The sequence below is a fragment of the Mesorhizobium sp. genome, from assembly GCF_965229135.1.
In the GTDB taxonomy this organism is placed as follows: domain Bacteria; phylum Pseudomonadota; class Alphaproteobacteria; order Rhizobiales; family Rhizobiaceae; genus Mesorhizobium.
The window spans coordinates 613,476-631,622 of the sequence record NZ_OZ245860.1 but is presented as its reverse complement, the minus strand read 5'-3'; the positions used below and the strand labels follow the sequence as shown (position 1 = coordinate 631,622).

Here is an 18,147-nt window from a genome sequence, read left to right as displayed (position 1 = left end):
GCGCCCGTCACCATCGCTTTTGAGGATCCGTATCTCACCTTCCTGCGCGGCAAGATGCAGGCGGAGGCGGCGGAGTGACAAAGCGCGCCAAATACGACCCCGACAAGAATTCCGCCGGCTGCTACGCCGCCGCGATTGAGGCCAAGCGGCTGCGCGGCGACACGCACTACCCGACGCCGAAAGAGCGCGCGCCGGATCCTGAAACCGAACGCGCGATGCGGCGGCTGAAGCGTGCGCTGGACCGCAAGCTGCGGGAGGCCGGCCATGGCTGATCCGTTCGACCGCGACCGCTTTGCCGCGACCGTGCGCCATCGGCTTGGCGGCGTTTCCGTTCGCCAGGTGGTGGATGCATTCCCGGCGCTGAACGTGGCGATGATCACCCGCGCCAAGCAGGGTCGATCGAACCTGTCGATCGGCAGCTTCCTGACCATCTGCAAGGCGCTGCGGCTGCGCCCGCTCGACTTCTATGTGGCCGGTGTGAAACGCGCGCGCGTGACGCGAAAAACCATTTTGAAACAGACTGTTACACGCCGCGTCCCATGTGAAACGCGCGTGGGAGGCGACGTGCGATGACGGGCAACACTTGGAAGTCAGAGCAGGATCGGCAGTCGCAGGAGCTATCCCAAATCCTCCAGCGCGAGATCACGGAATTCGGCAAGCGCCTTGCTGCCGAGGGGCACCAGCCCATGCTCAATGCCGTGGCAAGTGCCCTGGTTTCCGTCACGGGTTCGATGCTCGCCTCGGTGAAGGATAGACGCATTCGTAAGGAACTTCGCCGGGTCATGGATCGGGGCCTGCCGCAAGCGATTGCAGCCCATGAGGATAGAACCGGCTCAGTCGAAGTCGTCTTCGCGAACCGGAGGTTGGATGCATGACCGATACTATGCTGCCGATCCTGCGCCAGCTTCACGATGCCGATGGCGACCGCGCCCGCGCCGACGTGTTGCTGCGCATGCCGGATGCGGTCGCGCTCAAATACCATCCGGTCATCGACGCTGCCTGCCGCAAGGCAGGTTTCGAGGCAGGATGGAAATTCCTGGCGATGCGCGTCTCGCTCTGCCTGGCCGTTCGCGACCAAGCCGGCCAGCCGCCGGCGGACCTTGCCGATATGGCCGAGCGGTTCCGGGCCGCGTTGGCCGAATTCGTGGCTGGTGTGTCATGAGCGCGATCGGAAAACAGGTCGATCCCGTCGCGCGTGCCCTAGCGCCGATCGTGCGGGAAATGCTCATGGCCGAGGTCGAGCGGATGGCGGCCGCCATCCAGCCCGTCGCCAAGGCCAAGCCGAGCAAGGCCGATGACGAGATCATGGAAGCTTGCCGCCAGGTGGCCGTGGCCGCCGACAGGCTGGCGCAGGCAAAGTACACCGCCGGCGAACCCGCCGCGCACCGGGCGCTGGAGCGTGCCGGCAAGCTGCTTGGCCGCGTCATGCGCAAGCACGGGCGCATGGCATGAACGCCGTCGCGCTCTCGCCCGATGCGGCCAAGCTCAAGGCCATCCGCGAAAGCCTGGACGCGATCGCGCCGGCCGACTGGACGCGCGCGCATGACGAGAGGGGCGCGCTGATCGAGGCGCGCGGCGAGATGGGCGAACTGCTGGTGCTGGCGCGCTTCGATGCCGCCAGCGTCGACGAGATCGCGTTCGCCGCCGACGCGCCGGACACGGTGCGCTTCCTGCTTCGGCTGCTGGACAAGGCTTTCGGTGAAGTCCGCGCGCTGCGCGGGCTGCCCGCGCAACGCCAACAGGTCGAGCCGCGCGGCGAACCTGCGGCCAGCAAGGCCAAGGACTTCGCCGCCGAATGCGCCATGAAATGCCAGGAGCCGGCGTTCATGGTGTTCCTGCATGAGCAGCATGGGCTGGAAAAGCCCCTGACCCCTGAGCGCGTCGAACAAAAGGTGCGCTCGCTGCTCGGCGTCACCTCACGGAAAGAACTCAACAATGGCGGCAAGACCGGCGACGCGTGGAAAGCGCTGCGCGGCGCCTATGCCGCATGGAAGAAGGCGTGACGATGAACGCACCATTTTCGCTCGACAATCGCATGACGGTCGTTCTGTTCGCCGGCATGGGTGGCGGCTGCGACGGGCTGGAGGATGCAGGCTTCCATGTCCATGTCGCCATCAACCATGATCCCATCGCCGTCGCGGTCCATGAGAAGCGGCACCCGCATACGCGGCACCTGCGCTGCGACGTGTTCGAGGCTGATCCATACAAGGTGACCAATGGGCGCGGCGTGCGCGCGCTTCATGCTTCTCCAGACTGCACGCACTTTTCCGTCGCCAAGGGTTCGAAGCCTGTCAGCAAGCGGCGGCGGTCTCTGGCGTGGGTGATCTGCCGCTGGGCGGGCACGGTGCGGCCCGAAACCATCACCATGGAAAACGTGCAGGAGATCACGACATGGGGACCGCTGATCGCCAAGCGCGACCCGGCGACCGGCCGCGTATTGCGGCTCGACGGTAGCGTTGCGGCCAAGGGCGAGCGCGTGCCGGTGCAGGAGCAGTGGCTTATCCCGGATCCGCGTCACAAGGGCCGCATCTGGCGCGCCTGGCTGAAGCATCTGCTGGGCCTCGGCTATAGTTTCGAGCACCGCGTGCTTGTGTGCGCCGACTATGGCGTGCCGACCATCCGCAAGCGCTTCTTCGGCGTCGCCCAGGCTGACGGCAGGCCGATCATCTGGCCGGTGCGCACGCATGCGCCGCGTAAGGACGCGAAGCGGCTTGGCCTGAAACCATGGGTCGGCGCGCACACGATCATCGACTGGTCGCTTCCGGTGAAATCGATCTTCGGGCGCAAGAAGCCGCTGGCCGATGCCACGCTGCGGCGCACCGCGCGCGGCGTCATGCGCTATGTGGTCGAGGCGGCGAAGCCGTTCATCGTGCCGATCACGCATGCCGGCGACAACCGTGTGCATGACGCCGAAGAACCACTGCGCACGCTGACGACGGCGCACCGGGGCGAGTTGTCAGTTGTGACGCCGGCACTGATCCGCACCGACCAACAGAGCGCCGCAAAGCGCAACGGGGTCCATTCGGTCGAGGAGCCGATCAACACGTTGCATACCTCGTCGGGCTTGGCTGTGATGGGCGCAACCATCGTCGGCGCCGGCGGTCGCGCGGCACAATCGCCGCCACGCGATATGCGGGAACCTCTAGGCACGACGACGGGCAAGGAAGATCGCGTGCTCGTCGCCGCGCACCTGGTCGATACCGCGCATGGCGAAGGCATGGGGCGTGGCGTCTCGGAATGGTCGCTGGATGATCCCCTGCGCACCGTTGGCGCAAGCGGCGGTAAGGCTGTCGTGGCAGCGGGCCTCATTCAGGCCGGTTATGGCGAGCGCGAAGGGCAGCTGCCGCGCAGCCTCGACATCGAGGAGCCGATCGGCGCGCAAGTCGCCGGCGGGGGCAAGCATGCTCTCGTCGCGTCGTTCCTCGCGCAGCATAGCGCAGGCTCGCACCCGGGCCAGCCCGCCAAGGATATGCTCGATCCGGTGCCGACGATCACCAGCACAGGATCGCAGCAGGGCGTCGCGGCGGTCAGCCTGCAGCGCCAGTTCGGTGCCAGCGTGGGGGCTGATGTCGGGGATCCTGCACCGACGTTGACGGTCGGCGGGTCGGGAAAGTCCGCCCTTGTCGCTGCGACGCTGGGCAACATGCATGGCACGAACGAGCATGGCAGGCCGATCGAAGAACCTCTGGCGACGATCTCTGCCGGAGGCAGCCACGCGCATCTGATCCTCGGCTTCCTGCAGCACTATTTCGGCTCCGGAAAGCAGGATGACGACGTGCGCCAGCCGCTCGGCGCACTGACTGGCAAGGCTCGCTATGGCCTTGTCGAGGTCATGGTGAAGGGCGTCCCGCACTACATCGACGACATCGGCATCCGCATGCTTGAGCCGGAGGAAGGCGCTGCCGCGCACGGCTTCAAGCCCGGTGCGCTGCCGTCACAGATCATCATCGACGGCACGACGCGCGCCCTGACCAAGACCCAGAAATATCACCTGGTCGGCAACAGCGTGCCGCCGCACATGATCAGGCTGCTAGCCGAATGCAACGTGCGCCACGCCTTCGCGGAGGCGGCGGAATGAGCCCCAATAATAGCAAAATTCCGAGGGTGTCAGCCTTTCCCGCCGGCCAAATTCAGTACGCTGGAAATGAGAGTTGGCGGCTCGCCGCTGTCAGCCTCATATCCAGGCGTGGGGCGGAACAACGCAGCAAGGACAAGCGCTCGATCGGCATCCTTGGCTGCGTCCTTAGCTACCATTCTGTAGTAGGTCTCCAGCATCGTAGCTCGCGCACGGCTATCATCCATAAGCATCATCGAGCGGGAGTTGAATTTGACTGCCAAGCGTATGACCCAAAAATAGAGGATAAGCGGGATACCGATCAAAGCGAGGCGCGTAGCTGCGACAACCGCGGCAAGCCCAGCGTTGGGATTCACACCGAGCTCGTCCTTCGTCAGCGATCCCACTTGCTTGAGATAATCCATAACCGCCGTATAATTCAGAACCAGGCAAATGACAGGCGTGACGATCAAGATCAGGATAACGGCGTAGGACAACCAGACAGCCCACGTGGACGATCTAGCACGGTTACTCCACTCAATCTTGAGCTGATCAAAATTTCCTCTCGCCCTCGCCTCATTCGTGAACGCGACGAGATTACTTTCTGTCGTCTTTGTCTTCTCGTCTATTGCCTTTGCGCGGCTTTGACCTTCCTCGGCCTCACGAACTGCGTTCTCTGCAGTGGCACGGCCAATGGCGGCTGTTTCCGCCGAGGCATCTACGATTTTCTGTATTTCGGTTATGGCCGCAACGAAGTGATCGTTAGCCCTAGATATCCGCTCGTCCACTTGTTGATAGAGTCCGGCGTACAAATTGGAAATCTTGACTTCTTCATCTTTTATAACCTTCGACAGCGCATCCCTCAAAGTCGTTTCGGCAGCATCAAACATCGCCCTCAGATCAGCTCTCGGCGGAAAGCTTGCCGCCAACCGCGCATAACTGTCTTTGTAAAGATGGCCTATTTCGCTGCTGATCCGGTAATTCGGTGCAATATCTTTGCACTCATACTGGATTCCAGCAACGAACGCTCTAAGCATTCCGAAGTCTTCTCCGTCCTCCATATCAGGGATTATCTTCGGCCTCAAACCGTCTATTTCGTCCTCTATGATTGGCAGACTACCTGCGATTTCTATACTGTCGTCAATGACGGAATTAAATCTACTTATGAATTCGAGTTCGCTCTCATAGAGACTTTGCTCCCCTGTCGATCTTCGAATTTCCTCAATTTTGGCTTCGAGCATAGCTATTATGATTCTGTACTTAGACACATTTTCATCACGGCGCTTTCTGCTCAGGTTCATTGCGCGACGATTATGTATAAGTCCAAATATTACACTTACGTCTTCTTGCAACATATTTGCGACCCCTCAGACCCCAGACTTTGTTTGCAGCGACTATTTGACGAGGATCGACAGTTATCATGAGTGGGCCTCGCCTTTCCATCATTCCGGCGCGTGCGGCAACGGATCGCTCGCTCAAGCCACGCGACCTGCAGGTCCTGTGCGTGCTTGGGCGTCATACTGACGATCTCGGCTGGTGCCGTCGCAGCCAGGTCAAGATGGCCGACGAAATGGGCTGCGCGCGCTCCACCGTGTTCGATGCGATCGAGCGGCTGGTGAAGGCCGGCTATCTTGAGCGGCATCTGCAGGAAGAGGTCTCCGGCCGCGACAGCGCGCATGTTTACCGCGTCATCCTCGATCCCGTGCACCATGGCGTGCACGCCGTGAAGGAAGTGGACGAACCGGCTGATTTCGTGACGGAAATACCCTGCCGACCTGTCGGCACCCCTGCCGGTATATCGGCACCCCCTGCCGGTCCAGTGTCGGCACCCCCTGCCGGTCCTGGACCGGCACCTATTAACGACCCTTCTCTAACGACCCCTTCCAACGTCGAGAGAGAGCGTGCGCGGGAGGACGAAAAGGCGGTCGAGCGCTGGCTGAAGAAAACGCACCCGAAATGGCCGAGCTTTGTGAACGATTCGGAGCCCAAGGCCAGGGCCGCCGCGCGCCGGCTAACGGCAGACGAGCGAGAGATCGCCGCCGACCGCATGGCCGATTACCTGATCAGCGCCAAGGTCGGCGGGCGCACGACGATTTGCGCCTTCGGGGTGTACCTCACCGAGAAGCGTTGGGAGAAGCTGCCGCCCAAGGCCGAGGCGCTGACGCGCCCCGACGACGCCGCCCCGCCCTTCGGGCCGACATGGATGGCGTTCGTGGTCGGCCGGCTGCTCGATGGCCCGGAGAACCCGACAGCAAGCACGCTGAGCGCCAAGTGGCCATCGGTGGATGTGCTCTACCGCAAGGCACGTGCTGGCCTCGGCTATCGCTTCGGCGAGCGCTGGCATGCGCTGAAAGGGTCCATGGTGGCCGTGCCCGTCGACACGCCGCTGTGGATCGAATGGCGCGACCACTTCACCCGGCAAGGCTGGCCCTGGCTGCCGGACCCGGGACGCGTGGCTTACTTCCCGGCTGGCGGGCCGGACGGACTGGAAGCATTCGAAATTGCCATGCGAGGGAACCATGATGCGGGTCGATCAGAAGCGGCTGAATGAGGCTGGCAAGGTTTGGCTCGACGATGCGGGCGAGCCCATCAACATCGACCGCGCCTGGCAGAAGAGCGACAGGCGAATCGCACTGTCGCGGCGCGAGCAGGCGATGCTCGCGGCGGCTGGTCAGGATGGCCCGGAGGCGCGCTGGTACGTGCTGCAGGTGAAACACGGTGCCGATATTGCTGTGGATAAGTCGCTCGCCGATGCGCGTGTCGAGCACTGGATGGCACAGCAAACTGTGGTCGTTCGGCGCCGCGGTCGCTTCGGCATGATGCGGCCGAAGGCGAAAACAGTGCCGTTCCTGCCCGGCTATGTCTTCGTCAAAGTGGTGTGGTGCGCGCCGTGCTGGCATGCCCTGTTCAGCATCAAGGGCGTTGTCGACATCCTTGGCGGGGCCGAACGCCCTGCTCCCGTTCCCGTCGATAAGATGTTGAAATTGCGGGCGGATGTCGAGCATGACCCGGAAGCGATCAAGGCAATGATCAAGGCGTTCAACGTGGGCGACCAGATCAGTGTCGACGATGGTCCCTTCGCGTCATTCCCCGGTGTGGTGCAGGCTGTCGGGGACAAGGGTCGGGCGATGATCGAGGTGATGATCTTCGGGCGTGCGGTGTCGGTCGACCTCGATCTTGCGCAGATCAGCAAAGCGTAATAGCTGATTCCACTCAGGACGAGTCGAAAGTGTCGCACGCCTCAAAGGTGGAAGCGCCATCGGCCCCTGGTGAAGCGGATCAGCTTCACCGCAATGGAAATCTATAGCCCCTCTTCGAATGTACCTACGCGAGGCGGTAACGACCTAGCCTAACCTGGCTTGCGGCGAATGAGAGGCAACTATTTGAGCGTTTCCTCAAATGCTTCTGGCGTTACGCGCGTTGGGGCTCCCAGAGGGTTGGTGCCGGCAAGGCCGGAGGATTGTCCTGCAACTCCCCAATTTGGGCCGTATCGCAACAGCCGAAAGCCGACCATGAAATCAAGACCTTCAAACGATAGCAGTGCGACACGCTCCGTTTGCGCATCTGCACCGTACGTAGCTGCCGATCTAGCCAAGTTTCTCTGATTGATTTCACCGTTCATAACGGTCGGGTTGGGTATGCCAACCTTGACAAGTTTGAGTTCAACCAAGCGGTCTGCACGAACCACACTCTTGAAATCCTCAGCGCCCGCTGCGTCCATCTGGACCTGGTTCCCTTCAATGACTTTGCTCGTAGTCATCAGCCCATAGGCCAAAAACTTAACCGCAGAAGCTGTCTGCGCCTCAAATGCTTCCTTATTGATCCTAACAAAAAATGGGTCGCTTGCCGGAGCTGGCGCGTAAACCGAAAGCGTCTTAAGCCGATTAATATTGTTAACGAAATCAAATTTCTTGCTCATGTCATCGGCTGCGGTCGCCGCCAAGACAGCATCAAAATCGCGTCGCGCTACACCGTCAATGTAAGCAGCAATCACGCTCTCAGGCGTCGAACGGTCCAAGTCGGCGGCCAAAGAGGCAATCGTTGAAAATAAAAGCGCAGATATTCCCAAGACAATTGGCAGCAATCGCGAATGAAGCATTTCTAGCCCCCGAGGCTGGTTTGATTGTGACGTCCACTAGGCACGTATAGTGCACGGCCTGTGCGTGACGCAATAACGAGCCGTCACATCATCTTTTGCAATTCGAGGTTTATAAAAGAGTCCGGCCGCAGGCGACCGAGGTGAGGCAATGAGCAGCAACACAGCGCCATGGCGGCGCTGGTATAAGACCGCACGTTGGCAGCAGGTGCGGGAACGGATATTGCTACGCGACATGTACACATGTCGAAAGACTGGCGTGCTTCTGATCGGCAAGCACCCTGCCCCGAACAGCCCAGTCATCCATCACGACAACGAACATCGCGGCAATGAACTGCTGTTCTGGGATGAGGCCAACCTCGTGGCCGTGTCGAAGGAATGGCACGACAGCGATGCGCAGAAGGCCGAGCAGACCACCCTGCAGCAGCGCGGCATCTGGCACTGACCCTTCACCTCGACCGAGGGGGGTGGTCGAAAGTCTGGAAGCCCTCCCACCCCGGACCCGCGTCCCCCACATTCGGAGATTTTTTTCTGATGGAGCCGCATTTTGACCTGTTCGGTCATCCGGTTCGTGAGGGCTTCGGTAATCGTGGCCGTCCGCCGTATGAGCCGACCGAAAAAGATCGCAATAAAGTCAAGCTGTTAATGGCTCTCGGCTGGGTCAATAGCCGAATTGCGAACGCGATCGGCGTCTCGCCAGCGACGTTGAAACGGTATTTTAGAGCCGACATGAAGGAACGCGATGCAATGCGCGACCGGCTTGACGCCAGGCGGTTCGAGATTGCCCTCGAGCAGGCCAACGCAGGAAACGTCACGGCCTTGCGCGAACTCGGCGCCATGATCGACCGCAACGACCGCATGACGATCGAAGCTTCGATGGGCAAGGGCCGCGACGAGCAGCCGCCGGCATCGAACGACAAGGTCGGCAAGAAAAAGATCGACGAGCAGCGCGCCCATGCTGCCGATGCCGATCTGATGGCCGAACTCGAGAGCGAAGCGGCCGCGCAGAATGCTCGCCACTGAGGCGTTGCCGCGGTTCGCCTGCCCCGATTGGTGGGAGCGCATCAAGGCCGGGCAAACGCCGATGGCCGATGTCCCTCTCAACCAGGAGAAGGCGGCCAAGGCACTGGCGTTTTTCAACCGGCTAAAGCTGCCGGACGTGCCTGGCAATCCGCCGCTGTCGGAGGCATGTGGCGAATGGTTCCGAGAGATCCTGGTCGCCTTCCTGGCCAGCGAGGATCCGGACACCAAGCAACGCTTGGTCTGGGAACTTCTCTGCATGGTTCCCAAGAAGAACTCGAAGACGACCTATGTTGCCGCGCTCGGCCTCACCGCGCTGTTCATGGAGGAAGCGCCGAACCGGCAGATGCTGATCGTTGCGCCCAGCCAGAACATTTCGGAGCGGTGTTTCGAACAGGCGCAGGGCATGATCAGGCTGGACGTTCGGCTCGACGCCATCTTCAAGGTGCAGGATCACCTGAAATGCATTGAGCGGCGCAAAACCGGCACGCAGCTCGACGTCAAGACGTTCGACACCTCGATCGTCACCGGCGAAATACCGATCTTGACGATCATCGACGAGCTTCACGAACTGGGCAAGAAGGCGAAGGCTGCCGCCGTGATGCAGCAGATACGCGGCGGCGGCATCACCATGCAGGGCGGCCAGGTGCTGATGATCACGACACAGTCGGACGAGCAGCCGGCCGGCATCTGGAAAACCGAACTCGACAAGGCAAGGAAGATCAGGGACGGCAAAGGCGGCAGCGAACCGATCCTTCTCCCTGTTCTCTACGAATTTCCGGCCGAGCAGCAACGCGACCAATCCTTTTGGCGCAACCAGCGGCACTGGAAGTACCTACTGCCGAACATCGGCCGCTCGATCGACCCGCAGCGCTTGGTTGCGGACTACGAAAACAACGGTTCCGCGACGGCCGAAACCGAGCAGATTTGGGCCAGCCAGCATCTCAACATAGAGATCGGCGTCGGCCTTGCCGGCGATGGCTGGCGCGGTGCCGAGTACTGGGAGCAGTGCGCCGACGAGACGTTGACGTTGGAATTGCTGCTTGCGCGCTCGGAAGTAGCAGTGGTTGGAGCCGACGGCGGCGGCCTGGATGATCTTTTCGGCATTTGCGTCATAGGGCGTGAGAAGGTCACGCGCCGCTGGTTGGTCTGGACGCATGCCTTTGCGCATCCGAACGTGCTGAAAATCCGCAAGGAGATCGCGCCTCGGCTGCTGGATTTCGTCGCGGAAGGGTCGCTGACCCTGTGCCAAGTGTCGGAGTACATCGAAAAAATCGCCGAGATCGCCGCCCAAGTGCGCGACGCCGGCCTTATGCCTGAAAAGAACGCCGTCGGCTTCGACCCGAACAACATCGCCGCCTTCGTCGATGCACTTGCGCTGAAGAACATCACCGGCCTGATGCTGCATCGTCTTCGTCAAGGCCCGGCGCTCTCACCGGCGCTCTGGGGCCTTGAGCACAAGCTGAGCGACGACACGATCAGCCATGACGGATCGGCCATGATGGCCTGGTCGGTCGGCAACGTGAAGATCGAGGTCAAGGGCAATGGCAACATGGCCACCAAGCAGGCGGCCGGCCGCACAAAGATCGACCCAGTGATCGCCATGCTTTGCGCGGCGATCCTGATGAGCTGGAACCCCGAGGCGTCGCCCGATGGCAACATGGGCGATTACTTCAAATCCCTGGCAGGTGCCGCTTGAATCTGTTTCGCAAGATGGCCGATATCGTTGTGCGCTCTCTCACCGTGCGCCAGCCGGATGGATGGTATCCGACAGGGCAGATCGGCGATGCCGGCGAGCCTGTGACCGGAAACAGTGCGCTCGCTCTCTCGGCCGTCTGGGCTTGCGTCAATCTCCTCGCCGGCACGATCTCATCGTTGCCGCTCCAGGTCTACCGGACAAGCGCCGGCGGCACACGCACCATAGCCAAAGATCATCCGCTCTACCGGATCCTGCATGACAGTCCAAATTTCGATCAAACCGCCGTCGACTTCTGGGACTTCATCGCGGCTTCCGTTGAACTGTGGGGCAACGGCTACGCTCGCGTCGTGCGGGAGGGCGGTAGGATCAAGGGGATCGTGCCCATCCGTCCTGACCTAGTGTCGGTTCGCCGGCTCGCCAATGGCACCCTGGAATACAGATGGTCGTTCGAAGGCAACGCCTTTGTCGAGACGGACCAGACGATGCTGCACATTCGCGGACCTGGCGGCGATCCGCTTGGCGGCATGTCGACCTTGCACTTCGGTCGTCATGCGTTCTCCCTGGCAAGGGCGACCGACAAGGCGGCCGGCAAGACCTTTGCCAACGGCCTTCGGCCGTCGGGTGGCCTGAAATTCGACAAGTGGCTGACCGCCGAGCAGCGCGACATCGCCGAAAAGAAGCTGGCCGACAAGATCGGCTCCGACAATGCCGGCAAACCGCTGGTGCTTGAGGGCGGTACCGACTGGGTTCAGTTCACGCTGAACCCGGAAGACGCCCAGATGCTTGAATCGCGCGCCTTTTCGGTCGAGGAAATCTGTCGCTTCTTCGGCGTTCCGCCGGTCATGATCGGTCACACGTCGAAGACCACCAGTTGGCCGACAGGCGTCGAGCAGCAGGGTCTGATCCTGCAGAAATTCACGCTCCGCCGGCGTCTCAAGCGCATCGAGCAGGCGTTGGAGCAGCAACTGCTCACTCCACAGGATCGCGCCGCTGGCGTGTCGATCGAATTCAGCATCGAAGGCCTGTTGCGCGCGGACAGTGCCGGCCGGTCGGCCTTCTACCGCGAGATGACCTCGATCGGCGCCATGACCATCAATGAGGTGCGGTCGCTCGAAAACCTGCCGAAGGTCGACGGCGGCGACGTGCCGCGCATGCAGATGCAGAACGTGCCCATCACCGCAACGCCAGACGAAAAGCCCCTGATCGGAGGTCCGAAATGAAAACCAAGGATTTCGCCCTGCAGGTCAAGGACCTGTCGGATGACGGCACGTTCGAGGGCTATGGCTCCGTGTTCGGCAATGTCGACGTCTACGGCGAGAAGGTCATGCCGGGCGCCTTCGTCGAGAGCTTGACGCGCCACAAGCGCGAAGGCTCCAATGTCCTCATGCTCTGGAACCATGATTCCTCTCAGCCGATCGGCGTTTGGGAGGATCTTGCCGAGGATGCGAAGGGGCTGTGGGGTAAAGGCAGGTTCCTGCTCGACATCCAGAAGGCGCGCGAGGTTCACACGCTGGCGAAGGCCAAAGCTATCGGCGGCCTGTCGATCGGCTATCGCGAAACCGACACCGACCAGGATGGCGCGGTGCGCCTGCTGAAGAAGCTCGATCTCTATGAGATCAGCCCGGTCACTTTCCCGGCCAACCGCCGCGCGCGGATCGAGGCCGTGAAGTCCGAACGAATGGAGGATTTCGCCCGTCGCATCCGTGATGGCGAGCCGCCTCCAGTTAAGGAATTCGAGGATCTCCTGCGCGAGGCAGGGATCCCGAAGGCCATGGCCGTACAGATCGCCTCTGTCGGCTATGCGAAGGCCATTCGGAGTGAGTCCGAGGGCGACAAGGCGACCGAACAGGCCGAGCGCTTCCTGCAAATGCTGAAGGCCGGCTGAAGCCCTTAACCTCCACAGGAGACTTTCAAAAATGACTCACCACCGCATTCTTGCGGGTGGCATTGCCGCGCTTGTTGCCGGCATGGCCTATTCCCGCTTCGCTCCGCGCATCGCATTCGAAAAGCCGAATGATAGCGGCGTCGACATCGAGCAGCTGGCAAAGGACGTTACCGCCAAGTTCCAGAAGTCCTTCGATGAGGTGAAGGCGATCGCTGAAAAGGCCGTCGCCGATGCCAAGAAGGGCATCGACATGGCCACTTCCGAGAAGGAAAAGGCCGACGAGGCGCTGCTCAAGATGAATGGCCTCAATGAGCAGGTCGCGCAGATCGAGCAGAAGCTTTTGCGAGCCAAGGGCGGCAAGGATGACGAGCCCAAAAAGTCGATCGGCGAAATGTTTACCGAGACCGACGACTTCAAGGCTTGGCAGGAAACCGGCTTCTCCAAGAGCGGTCGTGGCACGGACCTGCGCATCAAGACGACCTTGACCTCGGCGACGACGAACGCTGCCGGTTCGGTGGGCGACGCCATCGACAGCACACGTCTGCCTGGCATTCTGCCTTTGCCGCAGCGCCGGCTGACGGTTCGCGACCTGCTCACTCCGGGCAGGATGGACGGCAACACGCTGGAATATGTCAAGGAAACTGGCTTCAACAACAACGCCGCCCCGGTCGCCGAAGCGGCAACCAAGCCCGAATCCGACATCCAGTTCGACCTGATCACGACATCGGCAAAGGTCATCGCGCACTGGACCAAGGCTTCCAAGCAGGTTCTGTCCGATATCAGCCAGCTTCAATCGCTGATCGATCAGCGGCTTATCTATGGCCTGGCCTATGTCGAGGAGGCGCAGCTGCTGAAAGGCGACGGCACCGGCCAGAACCTCAACGGCATCATCCCGCAGGCAACCGCATACGCTGGTCCCATCTCGCTGGCCGACCTCAATATCATGGATGTTCTTCGGCTGGCGATGCTGCAGGCGGCTCTCGCCGAGTATCCGGCTACGGGGCATGTGATGCACCCGACCGACTGGGCCGGCATCGAGACGCTGAAGGACAGCCAGGGCCGTTATATCATCGGCAATCCCCAGGGCACGACCCCGCCGACCCTCTGGGGCCTGCCTGTTGTCGCAACGCAGGCGATGACGGTTCGCAAGTTCCTGACAGGCGCCTTCAAGCTCGGCGCCCAAGTGTTCGACCGCTGGGATGCGCGCGTCGAGACCGGCTACGTCAATGACGACTTCATCAAGAACCTGGTGACCGCGCTTGCCGAAGAGCGTCTGGCGCTGGCCGTCTACCGGCCGGAGGCTTTCATCTACGGCGACTTCGATACCGCTCTCGCTGCCTGACGGCGTTCGGCTCAGTAAGGCGGGCGGCTTGGGCCGCCCGCTCTCTGAACCGACGAAGGAGAGCGTCAATGTCCATCATGAAGTATCGCGTCATCCGCGAGCACGGTGCCTTCCTCGAGGGCGATGTCCGCGAGGCCGAGGAGACCACGGTCGCGCACCTGGTCGGCAAGTCCCTGACACCGATTGGCCCGGTCGACGGGGCCGCAACGAAGTCCGAACCGGCTCCCGAAAACAAGGCCGAGTCCGCCGCACCGGCGAACAAGGCCGCAACCGGCAAGAGGGTGAAGGCGAAAGCCAGATCCTGACGGCCACCCCAACGGCGCGCGCGCCACCACGAAGGAGAGCACTATCATGAAGCGCTACAAGGTTTCTGTCACCACGGACGGTTCCGGCAACGCCGTGGCTTACACGCCTCGGCTGTCCGGAGAGATCCATGAAATCGAGTACATCAAGGATGGCGGCGCCAATCCTTTCGCAGCCGGCGTTGATTTCAACATCACGTCGGAAGCGACCGGCAAGACGCTATGGGCGGAAAACGACGTCAACGCGTCGGCCGCTCGCGCTCCGCGCGTTCCCACGCATTCTACGGCAGGTGTGGCCGCCCTATTCGCGACCGGCGGTACGGGGGTCCTGTCGCGTCCCGGCGTGGCAAACGATCGCGTCAAGATCAGCATCGCGCAGGGCGGCGCCACCAAGGTGGGCGCTTTCCACATTCTGGTTGCATAAAGCCATGCTCGCGCCTGTCCGCACCGATCCCCCACAGGAAACGCCTGTCTCGCTCGACGAGGTGAAGCTGCACTGCCGTGCCGATTTCGACGACGATGACATGCTGCTGGAGGGGTTGATCGGTGCGGCCACGGCGCATCTCGAAAAGGTGCTGGACATGGCGCTGGTCACGCAGGGCTGGCGCCAGCAGTTTGACAGCTTCCAGTGCCTGCGGCTGGCCAAGGGCCCGGTGCAGGATGACGGGATCATTGTCGAGTATCGAGACGCGGAAAACGTCGAGCAGACACTCACGGGATCAGCGTATTACCTGCTGACTGACAGTATGGGTTCATTTGTCGCCCTTGAGCCGGGTCAGGCGTGGCCGGCCATAAGCAGCCGTCCGGATGCGGTTTCGGTGTCCTACGTTGCCGGCAACGATGTCGAAAACGTCGAGCCCGCGCTCAAGACCGCAATCCTTCTGCATGTCGGTCACCTCTACCAGAACCGCGAAGCCGTAACGGTCGATGCCGTCTCGGAATTCCTGCCGCTCGGCTACGAGGCGCTGATCTGGCCCTTCAAGAAAGTCGGCGTCTAGCCCTTTCCCCTCAACCTCCTCCGGAGACACCCATGGCCGACCTTTCCATCACCGCGACGCTTGTCGTCGCCGGCGCCAATGCCGTTACCGATCAAGCTTCCGCCGGCGAGGTTATCGCCGCGGGGAAGCAGGTTTACCTGTCGAGCACCACCAAGAAGCTCATGCTGGCGGATTCGAACTCGGCGACGCCGGAGGCGCGCAAGGCGATCGGCACGGCGCTGAACGGCGGAGCGCTCGACCAGCCGATCAAGTATCAGAAGGCCGGCGACATCACGATCGGCGCGACCTTGACGCCAGGCGTGGCCTACTACCTGTCGGATACGCCCGGCGGCATCTGTCCATTCGCGGATGTCGGCACCGGCGAATATGTGGGGCTGATCGGCTTGGCTAAGTCGGCCACGGTGCTGTCGCTGAACTACCAGTTCACCGGCGTGTCCAACTGACGATGTGGGTGCGGTTTACCGGCGATTTCGACTTCTCGCCAGCCGCCCACGGTGGCCGCAGCACCATCGCCTACAAGGCCGGCATGGTTGAGAACGTCACGCGCGAATGCGCCGACCTGGCCGTTGCCGCCCGCAGTGCGGTCAAGGGCCGGAAGCCGCGCAAGGGCGGTGTGTTCGAGGAGTTAGACAATGGCGAGCAAGCCGACAGCCGGTGACCTGTTCTACAGCGTCGCTTTCGACCGCAGGGGCGAAGCATCGGACGGCGCCGGCGGCACCACGACGGCATTCTCCGAGCAGTTCCGTTGCCGCGCCGCCTTCGTGCATCTGCGCGGCGGCGAAACCGTTCAGGCGGCGCGCCTGCAGGGCCAGCATCCCCAGATCATCCGCGTACGCGCCTCTTCGCTGACGCGCGGCGTTTCCGGCGACTGGCAGATCCGCGATGTCCGCAATGGCGACGTGTTCAACATCCGCGACATCACGCCGGGGCTTGACCGCCAGTTCATTGATTTCCTGTGCCAGAAGGGTGTGGCCGTCTGATGCAAATCAAAGGCAAGGATAAGTTCCTGGCGCAGATCGCGGCGTTGCCGCAGGCGATGCGCGAAGAGATCACCAAGGCGTTGACGACGTCCGCCGAGGAGACAACCGACCTGATGAAGCGGTTCGCGCCACGGCGCACGGGCAAGCTGGCCAACAGCATCGGCTACGCCTTCGGGGAAGCGCCGAAGGGCAGTGCCTTGAGCACCGCCGGCAATGCGCGCGCCGCGAAGGCCGAAACCGGCCTGTCGGTAACCATGTATGCCGGTGGCGGCGAGGCGTTTTATGCGCGCTTTCAGGAATTCGGCACGGTGAACATGTCGGCGAACCCGTTCTTCTATCCCGGCTTTCGGTTCGGCAAGAAGCGGGCCAAGGCGCGCCTCGGCCGCGCCATCCGCAACGGCGCCAAGAAGGCCTTCAAGAAATGATCGGCGCCGAAATGCAGAAGGCAATCTTCGCTGCCTTGAACGGCGCGACCATCGCCGGCGGGAATGTCTTCGACCAGGTGTCCGCGAGCGACCCGTTCCCACGGATCACCGTCGGCGACGAACAGGTGATCGACGACAGCAACACCTGCCAGGTTGGATGGGAAGTGTTTTCCGACGTGCATTGCTGGTCGCGACCGGCCAGCGGTTCGAAGGTCGAGGTCAAGACGCTTGCCGCCCAGGCCGTCGCAGCGGTGCGGGGGATTACTTCGATCCCCGGCTACGAACTCGTGTCGATCGAACATCAGACCACGCGTGTGTTTCGAGATCCTGACGGCCTCACCGAACACGCCGTCGTTTCCTTCCGGGCGCTCATCGACCCGGCCTAACCCGGCCCGGACGGGCATCAACCATGGAGAACCATCATGACCGCTGTGCCTCGCGTTACCGGGTCGAAGCTGCTCGTCCAGATCGGCAACGGCGCTAACCCTGAAGTCTTCGATCACGACTGCCTGATCAACACCAAGCGTGGGGTGCAGTTTTCGTCCGAGAAGACGGAATCGATCATGCCAGACTGCGACAATCCCGACGATCCTGCATGGAAGTCGGTGTCGAAGGATGGTTTTCAGGCCACGATTTCCGGCGCCGGCATGCTCTATGCCGCCTCGCTCGGCGATTGGTGGGACTGGTACAACAGCGACGACGCCAAGAACGTCCGCTTCAACGTCACGCCGGCCGGCTACTGGCAAGGTGCGTTCAAGCTCACCGACTTCGAGGTGACCGCCGATGGCAACAAGGATACCGCCACCACGACTGTGACCATCGTTTCGGATGGCGCCGTTGTCTGGGTGCCGGTGCCCTGATGAACCGGCATGGTGCCATAGACCTCGACTGGGCCGGCGGAACCCATACGTTTCGCCTTGGCCTCGGCGAGATCGAAGAGCTGGAAGCCGGCGTCGACATGTCCGTTTTCCTCTTGCATGCCGCGATGAGCGCGCAAGTCCCCTTTTCGCGTCTCAAGCACTATTCCGAAACGATCCGCCTCGGGCTGATCGGCGGCGGCATGAAGCCGATCGAGGCGCGGGTGCTGGTCAAGCGCTATGTCGACGAAAGGCCTTTGTCGGAAAGCGTCGCGCTTGGCCAGGTCATCCTGCGCGCGGCGATGGAACGGGTCCATTCGGAATCGCTGGAGGACGGCGAGCCGGGGGAACAGCAGGCGCCGAGGTCAAACGCCTCGACTTCGGCGCCATCCGGGGCAATGCCGTCCTGATGGGCGTGGACAATGTTGGCGACCTATCTATCGGCCAGTGGGTAGCCATCGTGAGAACTTGGAATGCGGCTCATGCGCC

Annotated in this window: 27 protein-coding genes; 25 read left to right on the top strand and 2 right to left on the bottom strand. The window is 61.9% G+C overall.

Features of this window, described 5'->3' with window-relative positions; all coding sequences use genetic code 11:
- Positions 1-74 precede the first annotated feature (74 nt).
- The 7 genes from ACO07C_RS03045 to ACO07C_RS03015 are packed head-to-tail and all read left to right on the top strand — an operon-like array spanning position 75 to position 4,078.
- Positions 75-272, top strand: coding sequence for a hypothetical protein (locus tag ACO07C_RS03045; RefSeq protein ID WP_421912755.1), 198 nt, complete (start codon positions 75-77; stop codon positions 270-272).
- Positions 265-573: a hypothetical protein gene (locus ACO07C_RS03040; protein WP_421912754.1), complete on the top strand. Its 309-nt coding sequence runs from the start codon at positions 265-267 to the stop codon at positions 571-573. The genes ACO07C_RS03045 and ACO07C_RS03040 overlap by 8 nt, the downstream gene beginning before the upstream one ends.
- Complete coding sequence (locus ACO07C_RS03035) at positions 570-875, top strand: hypothetical protein (RefSeq protein ID WP_421912753.1); 306 nt, start codon at positions 570-572, stop codon at positions 873-875. The genes ACO07C_RS03040 and ACO07C_RS03035 overlap by 4 nt, the downstream gene beginning before the upstream one ends.
- On the top strand, positions 872-1,162 hold the full coding sequence (locus ACO07C_RS03030; RefSeq protein WP_421912752.1) for a hypothetical protein: 291 nt from the start codon (positions 872-874) through the stop codon (positions 1,160-1,162). The genes ACO07C_RS03035 and ACO07C_RS03030 overlap by 4 nt, the downstream gene beginning before the upstream one ends.
- Positions 1,159-1,452 carry a hypothetical protein gene (locus ACO07C_RS03025; protein ID WP_421912751.1) on the top strand — a complete coding sequence of 98 codons (294 nt, stop codon included), beginning with the start codon at positions 1,159-1,161 and terminating at the stop codon, positions 1,450-1,452. Before ACO07C_RS03030 ends, ACO07C_RS03025 begins: the two co-directional genes overlap by 4 nt.
- Entirely contained in the window at positions 1,449-2,003 is a 555-nt protein-coding gene (locus ACO07C_RS03020) for a hypothetical protein (protein WP_421912750.1), read from the top strand. The genes ACO07C_RS03025 and ACO07C_RS03020 overlap by 4 nt, the downstream gene beginning before the upstream one ends.
- A 2-nt stretch (positions 2,004-2,005) precedes the next feature.
- A complete protein-coding gene (locus tag ACO07C_RS03015) occupies positions 2,006-4,078 on the top strand; it encodes a DNA cytosine methyltransferase (RefSeq protein WP_421912749.1) in 2,073 nt (690 codons plus the stop codon).
- Positions 4,079-4,107: 29 nt separating this feature from the next.
- Here ACO07C_RS03015 and ACO07C_RS03010 read toward each other — a convergent pair whose 3' ends face one another.
- Positions 4,108-5,409, bottom strand: coding sequence for a hypothetical protein (locus tag ACO07C_RS03010; RefSeq protein ID WP_421912748.1), 1,302 nt, complete (start codon positions 5,407-5,409; stop codon positions 4,108-4,110).
- Between the two features lie 65 nt (positions 5,410-5,474).
- Between ACO07C_RS03010 and ACO07C_RS03005 the strand changes: the two genes are divergently transcribed.
- Positions 5,475-6,605: a helix-turn-helix domain-containing protein gene (locus tag ACO07C_RS03005; protein WP_421912747.1), complete on the top strand. Its 1,131-nt coding sequence runs from the start codon at positions 5,475-5,477 to the stop codon at positions 6,603-6,605.
- Positions 6,574-7,254 carry a transcription termination/antitermination protein NusG gene (gene nusG / locus ACO07C_RS03000; protein WP_421912746.1) on the top strand — a complete coding sequence of 227 codons (681 nt, stop codon included), beginning with the start codon at positions 6,574-6,576 and terminating at the stop codon, positions 7,252-7,254. Before ACO07C_RS03005 ends, nusG begins: the two co-directional genes overlap by 32 nt.
- Positions 7,255-7,433: 179 nt before the next feature.
- Here the strand turns inward: nusG and ACO07C_RS02995 are convergent, their stop codons facing one another.
- The gene (locus tag ACO07C_RS02995) at positions 7,434-8,153 is read right to left on the bottom strand and encodes a hypothetical protein (RefSeq protein WP_421912745.1); all 720 of its coding nucleotides are present in this window, start codon (positions 8,151-8,153) and stop codon (positions 7,434-7,436) included.
- Between the two features lie 148 nt (positions 8,154-8,301).
- Between ACO07C_RS02995 and ACO07C_RS02990 the strand changes: the two genes are divergently transcribed.
- The 16 genes from ACO07C_RS02990 to ACO07C_RS02915 all read left to right on the top strand — a co-directional run bounded on the left by ACO07C_RS02990 (position 8,302) and on the right by ACO07C_RS02915 (position 18,068).
- Positions 8,302-8,595, top strand: a complete 294-nt coding sequence (locus ACO07C_RS02990) for an HNH endonuclease (protein WP_421912744.1) — start codon at positions 8,302-8,304, stop codon at positions 8,593-8,595.
- A gap of 89 nt (positions 8,596-8,684) precedes the next feature.
- A complete protein-coding gene (locus tag ACO07C_RS02985; protein WP_421912743.1) occupies positions 8,685-9,173 on the top strand; it encodes an AraC family transcriptional regulator in 489 nt (162 codons plus the stop codon).
- Positions 9,174-9,234: 61 nt separating this feature from the next.
- The gene (locus ACO07C_RS02980; RefSeq protein ID WP_421912742.1) at positions 9,235-10,869 is read left to right on the top strand and encodes a terminase TerL endonuclease subunit; all 1,635 of its coding nucleotides are present in this window, start codon (positions 9,235-9,237) and stop codon (positions 10,867-10,869) included.
- The gene (locus ACO07C_RS02975; protein WP_421912741.1) at positions 10,866-12,089 is read left to right on the top strand and encodes a phage portal protein; all 1,224 of its coding nucleotides are present in this window, start codon (positions 10,866-10,868) and stop codon (positions 12,087-12,089) included. The genes ACO07C_RS02980 and ACO07C_RS02975 overlap by 4 nt, the downstream gene beginning before the upstream one ends.
- Positions 12,086-12,754 (top strand): HK97 family phage prohead protease, encoded by a 669-nt coding sequence (locus ACO07C_RS02970; protein WP_421912740.1) that lies wholly within the window; start codon positions 12,086-12,088, stop codon positions 12,752-12,754. The genes ACO07C_RS02975 and ACO07C_RS02970 overlap by 4 nt, the downstream gene beginning before the upstream one ends.
- A 31-nt stretch (positions 12,755-12,785) precedes the next feature.
- Positions 12,786-14,096: a phage major capsid protein gene (locus tag ACO07C_RS02965; RefSeq protein WP_421912739.1), complete on the top strand. Its 1,311-nt coding sequence runs from the start codon at positions 12,786-12,788 to the stop codon at positions 14,094-14,096.
- 68 nt (positions 14,097-14,164) lie between these two features.
- Positions 14,165-14,401 (top strand): hypothetical protein, encoded by a 237-nt coding sequence (locus tag ACO07C_RS02960; RefSeq protein WP_421912738.1) that lies wholly within the window; start codon positions 14,165-14,167, stop codon positions 14,399-14,401.
- A 46-nt stretch (positions 14,402-14,447) separates the two neighbouring features.
- Positions 14,448-14,822 (top strand): hypothetical protein, encoded by a 375-nt coding sequence (locus ACO07C_RS02955; protein WP_421912737.1) that lies wholly within the window; start codon positions 14,448-14,450, stop codon positions 14,820-14,822.
- A 4-nt stretch (positions 14,823-14,826) separates the two neighbouring features.
- Complete coding sequence (locus tag ACO07C_RS02950; RefSeq protein WP_421912736.1) at positions 14,827-15,396, top strand: head-tail connector protein; 570 nt, start codon at positions 14,827-14,829, stop codon at positions 15,394-15,396.
- Positions 15,397-15,428: 32 nt separating this feature from the next.
- A complete protein-coding gene (locus tag ACO07C_RS02945) occupies positions 15,429-15,839 on the top strand; it encodes a hypothetical protein (protein ID WP_421912735.1) in 411 nt (136 codons plus the stop codon).
- A 2-nt stretch (positions 15,840-15,841) separates the two neighbouring features.
- A complete protein-coding gene (locus ACO07C_RS02940) occupies positions 15,842-16,054 on the top strand; it encodes a hypothetical protein (protein ID WP_421912734.1) in 213 nt (70 codons plus the stop codon).
- On the top strand, positions 16,029-16,376 hold the full coding sequence (locus ACO07C_RS02935; RefSeq protein ID WP_421912733.1) for a phage head closure protein: 348 nt from the start codon (positions 16,029-16,031) through the stop codon (positions 16,374-16,376). Before ACO07C_RS02940 ends, ACO07C_RS02935 begins: the two co-directional genes overlap by 26 nt.
- On the top strand, positions 16,376-16,801 hold the full coding sequence (locus ACO07C_RS02930) for an HK97-gp10 family putative phage morphogenesis protein (protein WP_421912732.1): 426 nt from the start codon (positions 16,376-16,378) through the stop codon (positions 16,799-16,801). The genes ACO07C_RS02935 and ACO07C_RS02930 overlap by 1 nt, the downstream gene beginning before the upstream one ends.
- On the top strand, positions 16,798-17,187 hold the full coding sequence (locus ACO07C_RS02925) for a DUF3168 domain-containing protein (protein ID WP_421912731.1): 390 nt from the start codon (positions 16,798-16,800) through the stop codon (positions 17,185-17,187). The genes ACO07C_RS02930 and ACO07C_RS02925 overlap by 4 nt, the downstream gene beginning before the upstream one ends.
- Positions 17,188-17,223: 36 nt before the next feature.
- Complete coding sequence (locus tag ACO07C_RS02920; protein ID WP_421912730.1) at positions 17,224-17,661, top strand: phage tail tube protein; 438 nt, start codon at positions 17,224-17,226, stop codon at positions 17,659-17,661.
- Positions 17,661-18,068, top strand: a complete 408-nt coding sequence (locus ACO07C_RS02915) for a gene transfer agent family protein (protein ID WP_421912729.1) — start codon at positions 17,661-17,663, stop codon at positions 18,066-18,068. The genes ACO07C_RS02920 and ACO07C_RS02915 overlap by 1 nt, the downstream gene beginning before the upstream one ends.
- Positions 18,069-18,147: the final 79 nt, after the last annotated feature.

Excerpts from the sequence above, each read along its gene's own strand:
- ACO07C_RS03040 (WP_421912754.1), top strand. The coding sequence starts at position 265 with ATGGCTGATCCGTTCGACCGCGACCGCTTTGCCGCGACCGTGCGCCAT.
- ACO07C_RS03035 (WP_421912753.1), top strand. The coding sequence starts at position 570 with ATGACGGGCAACACTTGGAAGTCAGAGCAGGATCGGCAGTCGCAGGAG.
- ACO07C_RS03030 (WP_421912752.1), top strand. The coding sequence starts at position 872 with ATGACCGATACTATGCTGCCGATCCTGCGCCAGCTTCACGATGCCGAT.
- ACO07C_RS03025 (WP_421912751.1), top strand. The coding sequence starts at position 1,159 with ATGAGCGCGATCGGAAAACAGGTCGATCCCGTCGCGCGTGCCCTAGCG.
- ACO07C_RS03020 (WP_421912750.1), top strand. The coding sequence starts at position 1,449 with ATGAACGCCGTCGCGCTCTCGCCCGATGCGGCCAAGCTCAAGGCCATC.
- ACO07C_RS03015 (WP_421912749.1), top strand. The coding sequence starts at position 2,006 with ATGAACGCACCATTTTCGCTCGACAATCGCATGACGGTCGTTCTGTTC.
- ACO07C_RS03010 (WP_421912748.1), bottom strand. The coding sequence starts at position 5,409 with ATGTTGCAAGAAGACGTAAGTGTAATATTTGGACTTATACATAATCGT.
- ACO07C_RS03005 (WP_421912747.1), top strand. The coding sequence starts at position 5,475 with ATGAGTGGGCCTCGCCTTTCCATCATTCCGGCGCGTGCGGCAACGGAT.
- nusG (WP_421912746.1), top strand. The coding sequence starts at position 6,574 with ATGATGCGGGTCGATCAGAAGCGGCTGAATGAGGCTGGCAAGGTTTGG.
- ACO07C_RS02995 (WP_421912745.1), bottom strand. The coding sequence starts at position 8,153 with ATGCTTCATTCGCGATTGCTGCCAATTGTCTTGGGAATATCTGCGCTT.
- ACO07C_RS02990 (WP_421912744.1), top strand. The coding sequence starts at position 8,302 with ATGAGCAGCAACACAGCGCCATGGCGGCGCTGGTATAAGACCGCACGT.
- ACO07C_RS02985 (WP_421912743.1), top strand. The coding sequence starts at position 8,685 with ATGGAGCCGCATTTTGACCTGTTCGGTCATCCGGTTCGTGAGGGCTTC.
- ACO07C_RS02980 (WP_421912742.1), top strand. The coding sequence starts at position 9,235 with ATGGCCGATGTCCCTCTCAACCAGGAGAAGGCGGCCAAGGCACTGGCG.
- ACO07C_RS02970 (WP_421912740.1), top strand. The coding sequence starts at position 12,086 with ATGAAAACCAAGGATTTCGCCCTGCAGGTCAAGGACCTGTCGGATGAC.
- ACO07C_RS02965 (WP_421912739.1), top strand. The coding sequence starts at position 12,786 with ATGACTCACCACCGCATTCTTGCGGGTGGCATTGCCGCGCTTGTTGCC.
- ACO07C_RS02960 (WP_421912738.1), top strand. The coding sequence starts at position 14,165 with ATGTCCATCATGAAGTATCGCGTCATCCGCGAGCACGGTGCCTTCCTC.
- ACO07C_RS02955 (WP_421912737.1), top strand. The coding sequence starts at position 14,448 with ATGAAGCGCTACAAGGTTTCTGTCACCACGGACGGTTCCGGCAACGCC.
- ACO07C_RS02950 (WP_421912736.1), top strand. The coding sequence starts at position 14,827 with ATGCTCGCGCCTGTCCGCACCGATCCCCCACAGGAAACGCCTGTCTCG.
- ACO07C_RS02945 (WP_421912735.1), top strand. The coding sequence starts at position 15,429 with ATGGCCGACCTTTCCATCACCGCGACGCTTGTCGTCGCCGGCGCCAAT.
- ACO07C_RS02940 (WP_421912734.1), top strand. The coding sequence starts at position 15,842 with ATGTGGGTGCGGTTTACCGGCGATTTCGACTTCTCGCCAGCCGCCCAC.
- ACO07C_RS02935 (WP_421912733.1), top strand. The coding sequence starts at position 16,029 with ATGGCGAGCAAGCCGACAGCCGGTGACCTGTTCTACAGCGTCGCTTTC.
- ACO07C_RS02930 (WP_421912732.1), top strand. The coding sequence starts at position 16,376 with ATGCAAATCAAAGGCAAGGATAAGTTCCTGGCGCAGATCGCGGCGTTG.
- ACO07C_RS02925 (WP_421912731.1), top strand. The coding sequence starts at position 16,798 with ATGATCGGCGCCGAAATGCAGAAGGCAATCTTCGCTGCCTTGAACGGC.
- ACO07C_RS02920 (WP_421912730.1), top strand. The coding sequence starts at position 17,224 with ATGACCGCTGTGCCTCGCGTTACCGGGTCGAAGCTGCTCGTCCAGATC.
- ACO07C_RS02915 (WP_421912729.1), top strand. The coding sequence starts at position 17,661 with ATGAACCGGCATGGTGCCATAGACCTCGACTGGGCCGGCGGAACCCAT.